The sequence below is a fragment of the Thiocapsa sp. genome (genome assembly GCF_035467215.1).
Taxonomy (GTDB): Bacteria; Pseudomonadota; Gammaproteobacteria; order Chromatiales; family Chromatiaceae; genus Thiocapsa.
The window spans coordinates 1-15164 of record NZ_DATITZ010000256.1 but is presented as its reverse complement, the minus strand read 5'-3'; the positions used below and the strand labels follow the sequence as shown (position 1 = coordinate 15164).

15 protein-coding genes and 2 pseudogenes are annotated in these 15164 nt (G+C 64.8%); 12 read left to right on the top strand and 5 right to left on the bottom strand.

From position 1 onward, the window contains the following. The 3 genes from VLR48_RS14745 to VLR48_RS14735 all read left to right on the top strand — a co-directional run. On the top strand, positions 1–256 hold a 256-nt coding region (locus VLR48_RS14745; RefSeq protein ID WP_325292520.1), incomplete at its 5' end, for a DUF1538 family protein. Next, positions 253–627 carry a P-II family nitrogen regulator gene (locus VLR48_RS14740; RefSeq protein ID WP_325292519.1) on the top strand — a complete coding sequence of 125 codons (375 nt, stop codon included), beginning with the start codon at positions 253–255 and terminating at the stop codon, positions 625–627. The genes VLR48_RS14745 and VLR48_RS14740, both read left to right, overlap by 4 nt. After that, a complete protein-coding gene (locus tag VLR48_RS14735) occupies positions 624–1007 on the top strand; it encodes a hypothetical protein (RefSeq protein ID WP_325292518.1) in 384 nt (127 codons plus the stop codon). Before VLR48_RS14740 ends, VLR48_RS14735 begins: the two co-directional genes overlap by 4 nt. Positions 1008–1028: 21 nt before the next feature. On the opposite strand, the gene VLR48_RS14730 is transcribed toward VLR48_RS14735, so the two are convergent. Further along, positions 1029–1595 (bottom strand): Uma2 family endonuclease, encoded by a 567-nt coding sequence (locus VLR48_RS14730; protein WP_325292517.1) that lies wholly within the window; start codon positions 1593–1595, stop codon positions 1029–1031. A gap of 266 nt (positions 1596–1861) precedes the next feature. Between VLR48_RS14730 and glgX the strand changes: the two genes are divergently transcribed. The 5 genes and pseudogenes from glgX to VLR48_RS14705 all read left to right on the top strand — a co-directional run bounded on the left by glgX (position 1862) and on the right by VLR48_RS14705 (position 8260). After that, entirely contained in the window at positions 1862–3931 is a 2070-nt protein-coding gene (gene glgX, locus VLR48_RS14725; protein ID WP_325292516.1) for a glycogen debranching protein GlgX, read from the top strand. 220 nt (positions 3932–4151) lie between these two features. Continuing rightward, a complete protein-coding gene (locus tag VLR48_RS14720) occupies positions 4152–6539 on the top strand; it encodes a phosphoketolase family protein (RefSeq protein ID WP_325292515.1) in 2388 nt (795 codons plus the stop codon). Between the two features lie 175 nt (positions 6540–6714). Next, positions 6715–7026 (top strand): annotated as a pseudogene (locus VLR48_RS20305) (glycogen/starch/alpha-glucan phosphorylase); the annotation flags it as partial. Then, positions 7003–7170: a glycogen/starch/alpha-glucan phosphorylase gene (locus tag VLR48_RS14710; protein WP_325292521.1), complete on the top strand. Its 168-nt coding sequence runs from the start codon at positions 7003–7005 to the stop codon at positions 7168–7170. The pseudogene VLR48_RS20305 and the gene VLR48_RS14710, both read left to right, overlap by 24 nt. A gap of 13 nt (positions 7171–7183) precedes the next feature. Next, on the top strand, positions 7184–8260 hold the full coding sequence (locus tag VLR48_RS14705; RefSeq protein ID WP_325292514.1) for an AI-2E family transporter: 1077 nt from the start codon (positions 7184–7186) through the stop codon (positions 8258–8260). Between the two features lie 328 nt (positions 8261–8588). Here the strand turns inward: VLR48_RS14705 and VLR48_RS14700 are convergent. Continuing rightward, positions 8589–8797, bottom strand: a pseudogene (locus VLR48_RS14700) (DUF433 domain-containing protein). Between the two features lie 383 nt (positions 8798–9180). On the opposite strand from VLR48_RS14700, the gene VLR48_RS14695 reads away from it, so the two are divergent. The 3 genes from VLR48_RS14695 (at position 9181) to ppk2 (ending at position 12866) form a co-directional block, all read left to right on the top strand. Then, positions 9181–10845 carry a SulP family inorganic anion transporter gene (locus tag VLR48_RS14695; RefSeq protein ID WP_325292513.1) on the top strand — a complete coding sequence of 555 codons (1665 nt, stop codon included), beginning with the start codon at positions 9181–9183 and terminating at the stop codon, positions 10843–10845. Continuing rightward, on the top strand, positions 10842–11846 hold the full coding sequence (locus tag VLR48_RS14690) for a hypothetical protein (protein WP_325292512.1): 1005 nt from the start codon (positions 10842–10844) through the stop codon (positions 11844–11846). Before VLR48_RS14695 ends, VLR48_RS14690 begins: the two co-directional genes overlap by 4 nt. Before the next feature lie 168 nt (positions 11847–12014). Further along, positions 12015–12866, top strand: coding sequence for a polyphosphate kinase 2 (gene ppk2, locus VLR48_RS14685; protein WP_325292511.1), 852 nt, complete (start codon positions 12015–12017; stop codon positions 12864–12866). A 102-nt stretch (positions 12867–12968) separates the two neighbouring features. On the opposite strand, the gene VLR48_RS14680 is transcribed toward ppk2, so the two are convergent. From VLR48_RS14680 to VLR48_RS14670, 3 genes are all read right to left on the bottom strand, one after another. Next, positions 12969–13289 carry a hypothetical protein gene (locus VLR48_RS14680; RefSeq protein ID WP_325292510.1) on the bottom strand — a complete coding sequence of 107 codons (321 nt, stop codon included), beginning with the start codon at positions 13287–13289 and terminating at the stop codon, positions 12969–12971. Further along, positions 13289–14068: a DUF2092 domain-containing protein gene (locus tag VLR48_RS14675; protein ID WP_325292509.1), complete on the bottom strand. Its 780-nt coding sequence runs from the start codon at positions 14066–14068 to the stop codon at positions 13289–13291. The genes VLR48_RS14680 and VLR48_RS14675 overlap by 1 nt, the downstream gene beginning before the upstream one ends. 353 nt (positions 14069–14421) lie before the next feature. After that, the gene (locus VLR48_RS14670) at positions 14422–14667 is read right to left on the bottom strand and encodes a chloride channel protein (protein ID WP_325292508.1); all 246 of its coding nucleotides are present in this window, start codon (positions 14665–14667) and stop codon (positions 14422–14424) included. 212 nt (positions 14668–14879) lie between these two features. Between VLR48_RS14670 and VLR48_RS14665 the strand changes: the two genes are divergently transcribed. Then, positions 14880–15164, top strand: a 285-nt coding sequence (locus VLR48_RS14665) for a DUF4400 domain-containing protein (RefSeq protein WP_325292507.1), incomplete at its 3' end; no start/stop codon positions are given.

Genomic DNA, 15164 nt, shown 5'->3' with positions numbered 1-15164 from the left:
CAACGTCGCCTGGGACAGCGCCGGCGTCACCACCGGCCCCATCACGGTGCCGCTGGTGCTCGCGATGGGGCTCGGGCTCGGCAACGCCACCCACGCCGTCGAAGGCTTCGGCATCCTCTGCCTGGCCTCCATCGGCCCGATCATCAGCGTTCTGCTGACCGGGCTCTGGGCGCGTATGCAGGCCGGCCGACAGGCAAGGGCCGCCAGCGGCGATGCGGCTATCCATCATGAGCAAGAGGTCCAGGCACTGGTATGAAAGACGACAAGATCACCTATTTGACCGACGTCGCGCTGATCACCTGCGTCGTCTCTACAGGGCGCGGCGATGCGGTCATCGCGGCCGCCCGGGCCATGGGAGCGGCCGGTGCGTTGGTCCATCACGCCCGGGGCATCGGCCCGCGGGAACGGCTCGGGCTGCTCGGGATCGCGATCGAGGCGGAGAAGGACGTCGTCAGCATCCTGGTCGCCACCGATTCTCAGGACGTGGTCTTCGAGGCGGTCTACCGCGCCGCGGACCTCCATGTTCCCGGCGCAGGCATGGCCTACATCACACCGGTCGAGCGGATGGCGACCTATATCCCGCGCGAGGTTCTCGCAACGTTTGCGGACCAGGGGGACGCGCCATGAGCCCGGTAAAACCAACCCCTCGGGTTCCGGGCCAGCCAGCCAAGCTCATCTCCTGCGTCCTGCCCGACGACGGCACCGAGCGACGGCTGCTCGCCTGGCTGCGCGAGCAGGGCATTACCCGGGCCGAGAGCGTCTACTGTCGCGGACATTCAGTGCTGCGGGAGGCCGTCACGCGGAAGGGCAAACTGCCCGAGCCGTCCCTGGTGCGCATGGTCCGGATCGTCGCCGATGGAGACGACGCGGAAGCACTCTTCGATCGCATCTACGAGCAGGCCGACATCCATCGACCCGGCGGAGGCGCCCTGTTCATGACGCCGCTCCTGTTCGCGACGCCCTTTACGCTGCCCGCGGGCGTCACCGAAGAGCCAGGCGACATCTGAAGCGATCTGCGTCAGTCGGGATCAATCTTCGCCCCCGAAGACATAGCGGAGGTCCATCTCGATCTCTTCGAACGGAGGGATTCTCACCCGATCAGCCGCCGCCTCGACGCCATATTCCACCGAGAACACGACATGATACTTTCCGTCCACGAGTCGATAGGCGATCAGCGTCTTGTCTTCCGGGGAAATGATCCAGTAGTCGGGGACTCCGTGGCGCTGCAAGAGCAAGAAGTGGTGAAAGAGGTCCTTCCGCTCATGCCCCGGCGAGGTAATCTCACAGACCCAATCCGGCAGGATCTCCATGACGCCCGTAGGCCTGCGTGGTACGCGCTCCCGTCGCCATCCCGCCAAGTCATGGCTCGGGCACTGGGTCTCACTGTAGTTAACGCTGATCTCGGGCATGATCCACCAGCCGCCGGGGCCATTCTTTCTCTTCAGAACAGCGACCTCGTCGGAGACGCCGGATTGAACCAACGCATGATCGGAGCGGGCCATCGGCCGCTTGACGATCTCGCCGTTGATCAGCTCGACGCGCTCTTCGGGGGACCGCAGCAAGTCGTCGATCGTACGGAGCTTTTTCGCTTCCAAGGTGTGGACCTCCGAGAAACCGCCTACCTCATCGGCAAGCCGGCGGGCTTGGCGCGGGCGAATCGTCAATTTCTCTGATTCTTGCCGATCACGGCACTGCCGGCAATCGCCGGAAATGGGCTCGGGCGTATGTCCGGACAGACTGACATCCCAGCGAAGGGGGCTTTATGCAAACGATCACGGTGGATTATTCGGCCTTCCCGAACGGGTGAGACTGGCGACTCCCCTCCCTTGGGATCCGCGGGCTTTTCCTGTGGAGTGATCCGATGAGCGATACCGTAGAACCCGGCCAGCCCTACCCGCTCGGTGCCGATCCGCGTCCGGACGGCGTCAGCTTCTCGATGTACTCGGCAGACGCCACGGGCATCGAGCTGCTGTTCTTCGACGCCGTCGACGGTCCGCGCCCCGCCCGGGTGATCGCGCTCGACCCTGCCCGACACCGGACCAACCACTACTGGCACTGCTTCGTGCCCGGACTTGGCCCCGGCCAGCTCTATGCCTATCGCGCCATCGGGCCTCGGGCGCCGGAGCGCGGACTGCGCTTCGACCCGAACACGCCGCTGATCGACCCCTACGGTCGTTGCGTGGCTCTGCCTTCCGGCTACGACCGCAGGGCCGCCTCCGCTCCGGGCGACAACACCGCAGTCGCCATGAAGAGCGTGGTCGTGGACGTCTCGGGCTACGATTGGGAGGGCGACGCGCCGCTGCACCGCCCGTTTTCACAGACCGTCATCTACGAGATGCATGTCGGCGGCTTCACCCGGCATCCGAGCTCCGGTATCGCCGCCCCTAAGCGTGGCACCTACGCGGGCCTGATCGAGAAGATCCCCTACCTTGTCGAGCTCGGCATCACCGCCGTTGAGCTGCTGCCGGTCTTTCAGTTCGATCCCTCCGATGCGCCGCCCGGTCGGGTCAATTACTGGGGCTACGCGCCGGTCTCCTTCTTCGCACCCCACCAGGGCTACAGCTCGCGCACGGACCCGCTCGGTGCCATCGACGAGTTTCGCGACCTGGTCAAGGCCCTGCATAGGGCCGGTATCGAGGTCATCCTCGACGTGGTGTTCAACCACACCGCCGAGGGTGACGACCGAGGACCGACTTTCTGCTTCAAGGGTCTCCAGAACGACGCCTACTACATTCTGGAGCCCGACCGCGCCCGCTACGCCAACTACACCGGCACCGGCAATACGCTGAACGGCAACCATCCGGTCGTGCGCCGAATGATCGTCGACAGCCTGCGTTACTGGGTCGAGGTCATGCATGTGGACGGCTTCCGTTTCGACCTCGCCTCGATCCTGAGCCGCGACGAACTCGGTCGGCCGTTGCCCAATCCGCCGGTACTGTTCGATATCGAGACCGACCCGGTGCTGGCCGGAACCAAGCTGATCGCCGAGGCCTGGGACGCTGCCGGGCTCTATCAGGTCGGCGGCTTCGTCGGCGACTTCTGGCAGGAATGGAACGGGCATTTCCGCGACGATGTGCGCGCCTTCGTCAGGGGCGACCGGTGCACGGTCCAGCGACTCGCATCCCGGCTGCTGGGAAGCCCGGACATCTACGGTCACGAGGAGCGTGAGCCGGAGCAGAGCGTCAATTTCGTCACCTGCCACGACGGCTTCACCCTGAACGACCTGGTCTCCTACGACCGCAAGCACAACGAGGCCAACGGCGAGGACAACCGCGACGGAGCCAACGACAACCGAAGTTGGAACTGCGGCGTCGAGGGCCCGAGCGACGATCCGCAGATCGAGGCCCTGCGCGGCCGGCAGATCAGGAACCTCCTGGCGCTGAACCTGTTCGCGTTGGGCACGCCCATGATCCTGATGGGCGACGAGGCACGCCGCACTCAGCTCGGCAACAACAACGCCTACTGCCAGGACAACGAGATCGGCTGGCTTGATTGGACGCTTGTGGAGCGGCACCGGGACCTGCAGCGGTTCGTGAAGCAACTCATTGCCCTACGCCAACGGCGCGAGCTGTCGGCGGGCGACCATGGCCTGACCCTCAACCAGATCCTCGCCCGGGCCCGCATCGAGTGGCACGGCGTGCGCTTGGGCCAGCCGGACTGGGGCGACGACTCCCACAGCCTCGCCTGCACCCTTTGGAGCCTGAGCGGGCGATTGACGATCCATATGATGGTGAGCGCCTACTGGGAGCCGCTGCGCTTCGAGCTGCCGCCGCCTCCCGGAGGGCCGATGGCGCCGTGGCATCGCCTGATCGACACCGCGCTTGACGCGCCCGAGGACATCGTTCCGCCCGAAGAGGCGCGGCCCATCGCCGCAGACAGCTACGAGCTGCGACCCCGCTCCTTGGTGCTGCTGCTTGGCCAAGTCGAGTGATAGGTAACGAATCCTTCACGAAGAAATGAAACACGACGCAGGTACGATGGAACAAGCGAAGCGGATCCACCCGACGACTGCTCTTGCTGCGAGGACAGGGATGACTCGGGGCGCGTCTCCGCTCCGACCGCAATGGGAGCCGTTTCGACCCGAACCAAATCAGAATTTCCGACCCCAACGATCGGTCGGGAGCATGACCGTCAACCACCAGGAGAAAGCGATGACTACCGTCCCCAGTGCTCAGCCCCTCGACGCCGATGAGCTCAAGCGCATCGACGCCTGGTGGCGCGCCTGCAACTACCTTTCGGTCGGCATGATCTACCTGCGCGACAACCCGCTTCTAAAGGAGCCGCTGGCGATCGAGCACGTCAAACACCGTCTGCTCGGTCACTGGGGCGCGAGCCCCGCCCTCTCCTTCGCCTGGGCGCATCTGAATCGCTGCATCAAGCGCGACGACCTCGACGTGATCTTCATGGCCGGTCCCGGTCACGGCGCCCCGGGCGTGCTCGGACCGACCTACCTGGAGGGGACCTACTCCGAGGTCTATCCGGACAAGAGCGAGGATGCCGATGGCCTTCGGAAATTCTTCAAGCAGTTCTCCTTTCCCGGACACATCGGCTCCCACGTCACCCCGGAAACCCCCGGGTCGATCCACGAGGGTGGTGAGCTGGGCTACAGCCTCTCCCACGCCTACGGCGCCTGTCTGGACAACCCGGACCTGATCGTCGCCTGCGTGGTGGGCGACGGCGAGGCCGAGACCGGGCCGCTGGCCACCGCCTGGCATTCCAACAAGTTCATCAACCCGATCCGCGACGGCGCGGTGCTGCCGATCCTCAACCTCAACGGCTACAAGATCGCCAACCCGACCATCCTCGCGCGCATCAGCCATGATCGACTCGAAGCTCTCTTCCACGGCTACGGCTACACCCCCTACTTCGTCGAGGGCGACGACCCCGAGACCATGCACCAGCGGATGGCCGCGACCCTGGACACGGCCATCGCCGAGATCCGCCGCATCCAGTCCGAGGCGCGCCGGAGCGGCAAGGCGGAGCTGCCGAGCTGGCCGATGATCGTGCTGCGTACGCCCAAGGGCTGGACCGGACCCAAGGAGATCAACGGCCACAAGGCCGAGGGCTCCTGGCGCTCGCACCAGGTGCCCTTCTCGGACGTGCGGACCAACCCGACACATCTGAAGCTGCTGGAAGACTGGATGCACGGCTACCGGCCCGACGAGCTGTTCGACGCCGACGGGCGGCTGGTGCCGGAGCTGCGCGAGCTGGCCCCCAGCGGAGGCCGGCGCATGAGCGCCAATCCCCACACCAACGGCGGCCTGTTACGTCGGGATCTCAAGCTGCCGGATTTCCGCGACTACGCGGTGCAGGTGCCGGACGACCAGAAGGGTAAGGTCCTGTGCGAGAACACCCGTCCGCTGGGTGAATTCCTGCGCGATGTCATGCGCAACAACATGACCAACTTCCGCCTGTTCGGTCCGGACGAGACCGCATCCAACCGTCTGCAAGCGGTCTATGAGGTGAGCAAGAAGGTGTGGATGGCAGAGCTTCTGCCGGAGGACGCCGACGGCGGCGAGCTCTCCCGCGACGGGCGCGTCATGGAGATGCTCTCCGAGCACACCCTGATCGGCTGGCTGGAGGGCTATTTGCTGTCCGGGCGTCACGGCTTCTTCCACACCTACGAGGCCTTCGCCCACGTCATCGACTCGATGTTCAACCAGCACGCCAAATGGCTGGACATCTCCAAGAACCACGTGCCCTGGCGCGCCTCGGTAGCCTCCCAGAACATCCTGCTCTCCTCCACCGTCTGGCGGCAGGATCACAACGGCTTCTCGCACCAGGACCCCGGCTTCATCGATCTGGTCACCAACAAGAGCCCGAGCGTCTGCCGCGTCTATCTGCCGCCCGACGCCAACACCCTGCTGGCGGTAGCGGACCGATGCCTGCGCTCCACCGACTGCATCAACGTCATCGTCGCCGACAAGCAGAAGCATTTGCAGTTCAGCACCATCGACGAAGCCGTCGTGCATTGCGCCAAGGGCATCGGCATCTGGGGCCGTGCCAGCAATGACGAAGGCGTCGAGCCGGACGTGGTGATGGCCTGCTGCGGCGATGTGGCCACCCAGGAGGCGCTCGCCGCGACCGCGCTGCTGCGCGAGCACTTGCCCGATTTGAAGGTCCGCTTCGTCAACGTCGTGGACCTCTACAAACTGCAGCCGGCAAGCGAGCACCCGCACGGCTCCACCGACCGAGAGTTCGATGCCTTGTTCACGACCGACAAGCCGGTGATCTTCAACTTCCACGGCTATCCTTGGCTGATCCACAAGCTCGCCTACCGGTTCAAGAACCACGAGAATCTGCATGTGCGCGGCTATAAGGAACGGGGCAACATCAACACCCCGCTCGAGCTGGCCATCCTGAACCAGACCGACCGCTTTACGCTGGTCATCGACGTCATCGACTGGGTGCCGGGGCTGGCCGCGCGGGCGGCGCACCTGAAGGAGCGGATGAAGAACGAGATCATCCTGAACCTGGCCTATGCGCATGAGCACGGGACAGATCGGGACGAGATCACCAACTGGGTGTGGCCGCTCTAAACCGCGCCCGGTGAGATATGCGCATCGTGTACGAGTGGTTTGGCCGTGCCAGCTCCGACGACCGGCGGAGCTGGCACGGTTTAGAATATTAAAAATATTGAATTTTAAACCGCGTCTCACCGAAATCGAGGACATCTCCGAAGCCGAATGCAACAGGAGAATGACCTATGTCGCTCTGGAGCGCCCCGCGATCGGCTACGGCATCCGCTACGAGTTCGGCATCTTCGACCAAGAGATCCGAGACGGATGGCAGACCGAGATCACCGACAAGTGGCTGCGCTAGGGCAATCCCTGGGAGATCGCGAAACCGGAGGTGGCCTACAGCGCCAACTGGGGCGGGCACACCGAGCCCTACCGGGACGAGTCGGGCACGTCTCGCGTACGCTGGGTGCCGTTTCGGGTGGTGAAGGGCACCGCCTACGACACGCCGATCCAGGGCTATGGTGTCGACACCGGCAATACCCTGCGGCTGTGGGTCAGCGCGGCATGGACAGACACCGAGCGTTGGACACGCATGTCGATCCTGAATACCGCGCGCGGCGGAAAGTTCTCGTCGGACCGCTCCATCCGCGAGTATTGCGACGACATGTGGGGTGTCGATGCGGTACCGGTCAGATTGCCCGTGGACTGAGCAGGAGATCTTCATGATCCAGCAACGAGAGGTTGTGGCCACTGCACTGGAGACAACCGTCAGGATCGGGATCCTCATCCTGCTCGTGGCCTGGTGCATCAGCATTATCCAGCCGTTCTTTATCCCGATCGCCTGGGGGGTGATCATCGCGGTGTCGGCACACCCGGGTTATCTGAAGCTGCGGGGCTTGTTCGGCGGGAGAAGCGGACTCGAGGCCTCCACGCTCGTCATCCTCGGGATCGTCCTGCTCATGGTGCCTGCGGTGATGCTGAGCGCGACCTTGGTGGACACGGCCCAGGGACTCGCCAAGGGCTTTCAGGAGGGCACCCTGGCCGTGCCGCCACCACCGGATTCGGTGCGGGATTGGCCGCTGGTCGGAGAGTCTCTGAGCACCTTCTGGTCCCAAGCATCGACTAACCTCGGGGCGGCGATCCAGAAGATCGCGCCGCAACTGAAGGCCGTCGGTGGCTGGCTGTTGTCGACCGCGGCCGGCGCGGGCTTTGGCATCCTTCAGTTCATCGTCGCCATCATCATCGCCGGGGTGTTCCTCGCCAACGCTAAGGCGAGCGGGGCATTCGCCCAAACGCTCGCCGTCCGCTTGGCCGGCGAGCGAGGCGCAGACTTCGCTGAACTGGCCGAGGCGACGGTCCGCAGCGTCACCCGCGGGATCCTCGGTGTCGCGCTGATCCAATCCATTCTTGCCGGTATCGGCTTCATGGCCATCGGTCTACCCGGCGCCGGGCTCTGGGCACTGCTGTGTCTACTGCTCAGCACGGTCCAGATCGGCATCTTTCCGATCACCATCCCGATCGTGATCTATGTCCTGGCGACGGCGGATACCGTCCCGGCGATCCTCTTCTTAATCTGGAGCCTCTTCGTCGGCAGCATCGACAACGTCTTGAAGCCCATCCTGCTCGGACGCGGCGTGCAGGTGCCCATGTCGGTGATCTTCGTCGGTGCGATCGGGGGCTTCATCACCTCCGGCATCATCGGGCTGTTCGTCGGTGCGGTGGTCCTGGTGCTCGGCTACAAGCTGTTTCTGGCCTGGCTCGACGACTTCCCCGGGAGGCCGATGGATACCGCCCGTTAGCCTGCCGAGAGGAGGCACCAAGTCGAATCAGAGCGAGATGCTCACTTTCGAATGAGCTCGACGTTTGGTGCATCCACAGCCCTTAGCAGGGACGGGGTTTAAACGGAGATATTTCTAGGCGATTTCCGGAAAATGATCTACCGGCGTGTAGGGGCGAATTAATTCGCCTCTACAGCAGTTCGGGTCGTTCGGGCATGCGCAGTCGGGATGCCTATTCACGGAGTTAGCCTTAGTTTTTAAACCGCGCCGGCTCCAACGCTCGTCAAGTCTGCCGGGGCCGATCCCATCCAAAACATCACATACCGCGCCGAGCGCGGTTCAGCAGGGTTCAGGAGATCGCCGGAAAATCCGCGGCAAACGCCAGCGCGGCTAGGATGTCCGCCGCTTCGAGATCAGGGAAGTCTCCAGAATCTCGGCCTCGGTCATCCCGGCGGCAAGGTAACCGAGGATGTCGTATACGGTGATGCGCAGCCCCCGGATACAGGGCTGTCCCGAACGCTTGTCGGGCTCGAGGGTGATACGTTCTCGGTAACTCAAGGCGCGGCTCCGCTGCGGGGATCGAAGGATTATGTCGTCGTACGCCGCCCCGGCGTGAGAACCGATGCCAACCCTATAGACACCTTGCTGTCTGCATCCGGATCGATCTCGCCGCGTACGCCTCCGAGAAGTCGTAGGGACTCCGATATTTCGGAGAAGGAGCGCCGACCCAAGATGAACGGTGTCGGTAGCAGTAAGATCAAGCCTTTGACGAATCGAGACCTTTCAGCGCACCCTGACATGGGTGATCGCTCCGCGAGGTTTGGCCGTTTTCTTGCGTTCTTAATTCCTCTGGTCGTCAGGGTCGGAGGGCGCGGTGGGCGTCGACCAACCGAAAGCGATTGGGAGCATGGGCCATCTGAATTCGCATGAGGGGTAAAAAGATGCTTGAGCGGCTCGACGGTTACCGAGTGGAGTGGTTGAGACTGGACTTGGTCGCCGGTCTGACCACGGCGGCGGTCGTGGTCCCCAAGGCCATGGCCTATGCCACGGTCGCCGGGCTGCCGGTGGAGATCGGCCTCTACACGGCCTTCGTGCCGATGGTGATCTACGCGATCCTCGGCACCTCGCGGCCGCTCAGCGTCAGCACCACTACAACGCTCGCGATCCTGACCGGGACCCAGCTCGCGCTGGTCGTGCCGAGCGGGGATCCGGCGGCGCTTCTGACCGCCTCCGCGACGCTCGCCGTCCTGGTCGGGATCATGTTGATCCTGGCCTCGGTGCTGCGTCTCGGGGTCGTCGCGAGCTTCATCTCGGAGCCGGTGCTGACGGGCTTCAAGGCGGGGATCGGGCTCGTCATCGTCCTCGATCAGGTCCCGAAGCTGTTGGGCATCCATTTCGACAAGGGCGGCTTTTTGCAGAACCTGCTGGCGCTGGTGCAGCACCTGCCCGAGACATCGCTCGTCACCCTGGCCGTCGGCGTGGTGATGCTCGTCATCTTGGTCGGGATGGAGCGATTCGTCCCACGCGCCCCGGCCCCGCTGGTCGCCGTCGGCTTGGGGATTGCCGTCTCGGGTCTCTTTGCACTCCAGGCGCACGGCGTGGAGACCGTTGGTCATATCCCATCGGGGCTGCCCGCCTTCGTTGCGCCCGACCTCGACCTCATCGCCCAGCTTTGGCCGGGCGCCTTGGGCATCGCATTGATGAGCTTTACCGAGTCCATTGCCGCGGCTCGGGCCTTTGCCGGTCCAGGCGAGCCGCGCCCCGCGCCGAACCGGGAGCTCTTGGCGACCGGGCTCGGCAACGTGGCCGGCGGATTATTCGGCGCCATGCCGACCGGCGGCGGGACCTCCCAGACGGCGGTGAACCGGCGTGCCGGAGCACGCACCCGGGTGGCGGGCCTGGTGACGGCGATCGCCGCGCTCGCGACGCTGGTCCTCCTCGCACCGCTGATGGGGCTGATGCCCCAGGCCACCCTGGCCGCCGTGGTGATCGTCTATTCGATCGGCCTGATCCAACCGGCCGAGTTTCGCGACATCCTGCGCATCCGGAGCATGGAATTCGTCTGGGCACTGGTGGCCTTTGCCGGTGTCGTGGTACTCGGGACCCTGAAGGGGATCCTGGTGGCGGTCGTCGTCTCGCTCGTTGCCCTGGCCTATCAGGCCGCCCATCCGCGACTCTATGTCCTGGGCCGCAAGCCCGGCACCGATGTCTTTCGCCCCGAGTCGAACACGCATCCGGACGACGAGTCCTTCCCCGGCCTCCTCATCGTGCGCCCGGAAGGACGCCTCTTCTTCGCCAATGCCCAACGCGTCGGCGAGCAGCTCTTGCCTCTGATTGATGCGGCCGAGCCCAAGGTGGTCGCGATGGATTTCAGCGCGGTTCCCGACATCGAGTACTCGGCACTCAAGATGCTGATCGAGGGCGAAGAGCGTCTGCGCGAACGCGGTGCCGTGCTCTGGCTCGTGGCGCTGAATCCTGAGGTCTTGCGCATGGTACAGCGCTCGCCGCTGGGCAAGACCCTCGGGCGCGAGCGCATGCTGTTCAATCTGCAGATAGCCGTGGAGCGATACCTATCGCAGACGGCCCAATCGGAGGAGATGCAGTGAAGCTCTTTCAATCCATCTTCGGTGGCCGCGAGAGCATCGGGCGCTATCCCGAGTCGCTGATCGAGATGGCCATCGAGCGAACCGTGGACGGCACCGACCCCCGGTTGCGACTGGTTCCCGGTTACCGCAAGCGGCTGCGCGCCCCGGTTATCCACGCGATCGATCACGTGGTGGCCCTGGTGGACGGCATCCCCGCGACTGTGACGGCCCGATTCGAAGACTATCGCAACGATCCCCGGCTTTCTGCGATGTTCGCCTCCGGCGAGGAAATGCTTCAGATCTTCGCGCGCGACCGAGCCCTATCGGACTATCTTTCCGGGAACGAGGGGCGTGGTGCCGAGCGGGTGACGGCCCTGCTCATGGCGCGTCGGGAGGAGAGAAACATCCTCGGGATGGACTTGGTGGGCGACCAGGTGCGGCGCGACGTCGCCCAAGTGACGGTCAGCTTCTCCGGACACCACCTGCTCGAGCCCCAGACCATCGAGGAGGAGTGCAGGCGCTTTCTCAAGCGGCGCGCCTTCGATCATCTGCTCACGCTGGCCCTGACCCAGATCGCCGAGGCACGGGTCGAGCGTGCGGATCTGACACGCCAGCGCGACCTGCTGCAGCGTCAGCTCCGAAACATGAAGCGCGGGACGCTGAGCTTCGATCGGCCGGACCCGGGCGGGCCGGACGCGGCCGGAATCCAAGCGGAATTCGACGCCGTCTCGCGACAGTTGCAGGCACTCGGCGCGGACGCGGGTCTATTGAAGGCCCATCTGGAGGTCGTCGCCGAACGTCTCGCAGAGGCCGAGCGCCAGTTGTGGTCGGAGGACATCGAGCTCTGCTTAGGGCCTATGAACATCCTACGTGATCCCGGCGCCCCGTCGGCCCGCGTCATGGTCCTCCAAGAGCTCCAAACCGCCCGCGGTGCGCGCGCCGTCGTGCTGCCCGTCGCCATCGACCCGCGGGATCTTCCCCACCAAGAGGACTTTGTCTCCGCCGCCCAGCGCTATCTCTGATAGCAGACGGATAGATGTCGCGGACCCATCGCTGTTTTCCGGTGAGCCCGCGCCGACGTCATCGAAGTACAACATTTGGCAGCCCTTTTGCTGTTCGCTATCCGAGCAAAAAGACGGCCAGCGTTCCGACCGCCATCGGGCGGCCGCCCACCGAAGGAGACCCAGGCAATGAGCAAAAAATCACATAAAAACAGAACCCATATCGACGTCACGGACGCCGCAAACGTCGAGGAGATATCCGCATCCGGCAAGCTGAAGACCAAGACCTACGAGAAGGAGCTGCGCAAGCTGCACGAAGAGCTGGTGAAGCTCCAGGAGTGGGTCCGGCATGAGGGGCTCAAGATCTGTATCGTGTTCGAGGGCCGCGACGGTGCCGGCAAGGGCGGCACCATCAAGGCGATCACCGAGCGGGTCAGCCCGCGCGTGTTCCGCGTCATGGCGCTGCCCGCGCCGACGGAGCGTGAAAAGACCCAGATGTACGGACAGCGCTTCATTCCGCACTTCCCGGCAGCCGGCGAGGTGGTGATCTGGGACCGCAGCTGGTACAACCGCGCGGGCGTCGAGCGCGTGATGGGATTCTGCAGCGAGGAGCAGGCGAAGCGGTTCCTCGAGATGGTCCCGGGGTTCGAGAAGCAGATGGTCGATTCGGGAATCATCCTCATCAAATACTGGCTCGAAGTCAGCATGGAGGAGCAGACCCGGCGGCTCGAGGGGCGTATCGACGACGGGCGGAAGATCTGGAAGCTCTCGCCCATGGATCTGAAATCCTACAGCCGCTGGTACGATTACTCGCGGGCCCGCGACGAGATGTTCGCGGCCACCGATACCGCCTGGGCACCCTGGTATGTCGCGCGCTCCGACGACAAGAAGCGGGCGCGCCTGAACATCATCCGTCACCTGCTGGGCCGGATCCCCTACAAAGAGCTGCCCCGCGAGAAGGTGGAGCTGCCCAAGCGGCAGAAGTCCGATGACTACCGTGAGCCGGACTACCCGTTCAACATGGTTCCGGAGGCCTATTAGGAGTCCGCCGCTCGAGGAAAGCGCGACCGCCGTCCGCGATTCGGTCCTCGAGCTCCCCGGCCTCGTCGGCACGGTCTACCGGGGAGCGCGAATGGCATTCGATCAATCGACGTAGACCACCGCGTAGCGTCCGCCGTAGGACTGATAGTAGCTCCCGCCGCAGCTATACAAGGAGGTGCCGTCGATCACGACCGTACGGCAGGCGGCAGGCAACGTGGACACATAAACCGCCGAGCGGCGAATGGTCCGGCGCGTGGTGCGCCGGGCGACGCCGGCAACGCTTCCGGGCGTCATGGGACGACCCACGACCGCGTGTGCATCCTTGATCGCGATGCCGATCGGCAGCCATCCATCGACGATGAGCGCGGAGGCGACGAGGCCGATCCCCATCGCAATTGAGTTGATTGGGCGGCGTTTCTTCATCACTGAGCCTCCTCGATCATGAGCGCACCCAGGTCGTCGACCGAGAGCGTTTCCAGTTGACGGGCACCCGCGGGGGCGACAAAGGTGAAGCGACCGGCCGCGATCGTGGGCGCCGTATCCCAGTCGCGGAACCGAACGCTGTATTGCGGGGCGCCGGCCACCCATTTGCTGGTGATGACGTATTTCATCGGCAGCGGCTGATCGCCGGTGCGGACCCAGATCTGCCAGTCGACCTTGGCGGCCCGAAAGGCCAGATGATGGGCCTCCGTCCCGTCCACATAGGCGATGCCCAGATAGGCGCCCGCGGTCACGTCCGTCATCAAACCCGGATAGGGGTCGGCGTAGAAGAGATCGCCCGCCGGGGCGTCGAAACCCGTCGCGGCACGCAGCTCGGTCACTGCCTGGTCGATGGTGCCGGGGGCTTCGAGCTGCGCGTAGATCTGCAGGCGCTTGCCGTGCAGCGTCAAGGTCTGGCCGTCAAAGACGGCCTCCATATCGGCCAGAGGCCCCTGCCGATGGGCATGGAAGTGATTGGGCCGCTCGACCAAGAGGCTTGCCGAGCTGCTCAGCTGCAGCTTCTGGCCGGCCAGATCGATGATCTCGTCATCCACATCGGCCTGCACGCTGAAGGCGGCCAGACCGCCCAGATAGCTCGACATGGCGCGCAGGACGCGATCCGCTTCTGGATCGACGCCCTGCTCGGCCGCCGCGGCACCGCCCGCGAGCCCGAGGCTCAGGACGATACCCGTCGCTTGAACAAGCCCACGAACGGTGGGCATTCGCAAACATCGCTGGGTCAATGGAACGTCCTCTTGTGTTGATGATTCCGAAAGCGAAACCTGGAACCGCGGATGGACCGGAACAGGTTCGCGCCGCTGATCTCCCCGTCCGGACCGACTGACCCGGGCTTGTATTTCATGAGCTCCGATCTCGCGGGTGCAAGCGTATGCTCTCGCTCTCGGCTCGTCACGCGCCATCGGCGATGTCGGCGATCTCCAGCACCATGGGCAGCAAGCGCGCCCGATTGGTGGGGAGGATCACCGGGGTGAGATGGACGGCGACGCCGATCATGCCGCGCTCCGGCATGCTGTCCAAGTCCCCGGGCGCGCTGCCTTCAGGGCGGAAATTGCCATCACGGACCCGGCCGAAAAGACGCTGGAACTCCGGGACTCCATCCGGTGAGCGGCGCGCGTACCGTCCCCGCGAACAGCGCACCCATGGCAGCGACCGTGAAGACCTCCGGGGCGAGCTCCGGTGTTGGCGCCATAACCGCAACAAGTGCCGCGAAGGCCGCGCCGCAGACGGTACCGAACGCAAGCATCGGCGCGAACCAGAGCAACGCACCGAGCATCAGAGCGGAGACGGCGGCGGTAGTCACACCAGCCGCTTCGTCGTGACCAGCACCAAGGCACCGAGCAGCACCAGCAGCAGCCACCCTCAACCGGGCATGGGTGCTGCCGCGAGAGGTGTTTCAGAAGGCCGCGGCTCGTCCCATGCCGGGCGATTACAATTGCCGGGGACCCGTGGCAACGCCCGACCGAGCCGCAGCGCCGAGTGCTTGCCCGAAGCTTACCCCGAGACAGCCCTCCCGTGTGGGCCTGGTTGCGCGGACGCCTGGACGTGATTTGGGGCGCGTTCGCACAGGCGCTGCGCCGGATCGCGCTGCTGCTGGCCTGGTGGCCCTTCATGGCGATCGTGCTGGCGGCGGCGATCGGCGACGGCTGGCTGCGCCGGCGCATCCGGCAGCACGGGTTCGTCTACGCGAGCCCGCTGGCGCATCACACCGCGCTGCGGATCCTGCTCGCGCTCTGGCTGATCGTCGGTCTGCTGCTGTTCGCGCCGATCGCGATGCCGGTCCTGGCAATTCCGGTGCTC

What these genes read in the sequence shown, in the direction of transcription:
- VLR48_RS14740 (WP_325292519.1), top strand. Translation starts at nt 253, where the DNA reads ATGAAAGACGACAAGATCACCTATTTGACCGACGTCGCGCTGATCACC.
- VLR48_RS14735 (WP_325292518.1), top strand. Translation starts at nt 624, where the DNA reads ATGAGCCCGGTAAAACCAACCCCTCGGGTTCCGGGCCAGCCAGCCAAG.
- glgX (WP_325292516.1), top strand. Translation starts at nt 1,862, where the DNA reads ATGAGCGATACCGTAGAACCCGGCCAGCCCTACCCGCTCGGTGCCGAT.
- VLR48_RS14720 (WP_325292515.1), top strand. Translation starts at nt 4,152, where the DNA reads ATGACTACCGTCCCCAGTGCTCAGCCCCTCGACGCCGATGAGCTCAAG.
- VLR48_RS14705 (WP_325292514.1), top strand. Translation starts at nt 7,184, where the DNA reads ATGATCCAGCAACGAGAGGTTGTGGCCACTGCACTGGAGACAACCGTC.
- VLR48_RS14695 (WP_325292513.1), top strand. Translation starts at nt 9,181, where the DNA reads ATGCTTGAGCGGCTCGACGGTTACCGAGTGGAGTGGTTGAGACTGGAC.
- ppk2 (WP_325292511.1), top strand. Translation starts at nt 12,015, where the DNA reads ATGAGCAAAAAATCACATAAAAACAGAACCCATATCGACGTCACGGAC.
- VLR48_RS14680 (WP_325292510.1), bottom strand. Translation starts at nt 13,289, where the DNA reads ATGAAGAAACGCCGCCCAATCAACTCAATTGCGATGGGGATCGGCCTC.
- VLR48_RS14675 (WP_325292509.1), bottom strand. Translation starts at nt 14,068, where the DNA reads ATGCCCACCGTTCGTGGGCTTGTTCAAGCGACGGGTATCGTCCTGAGC.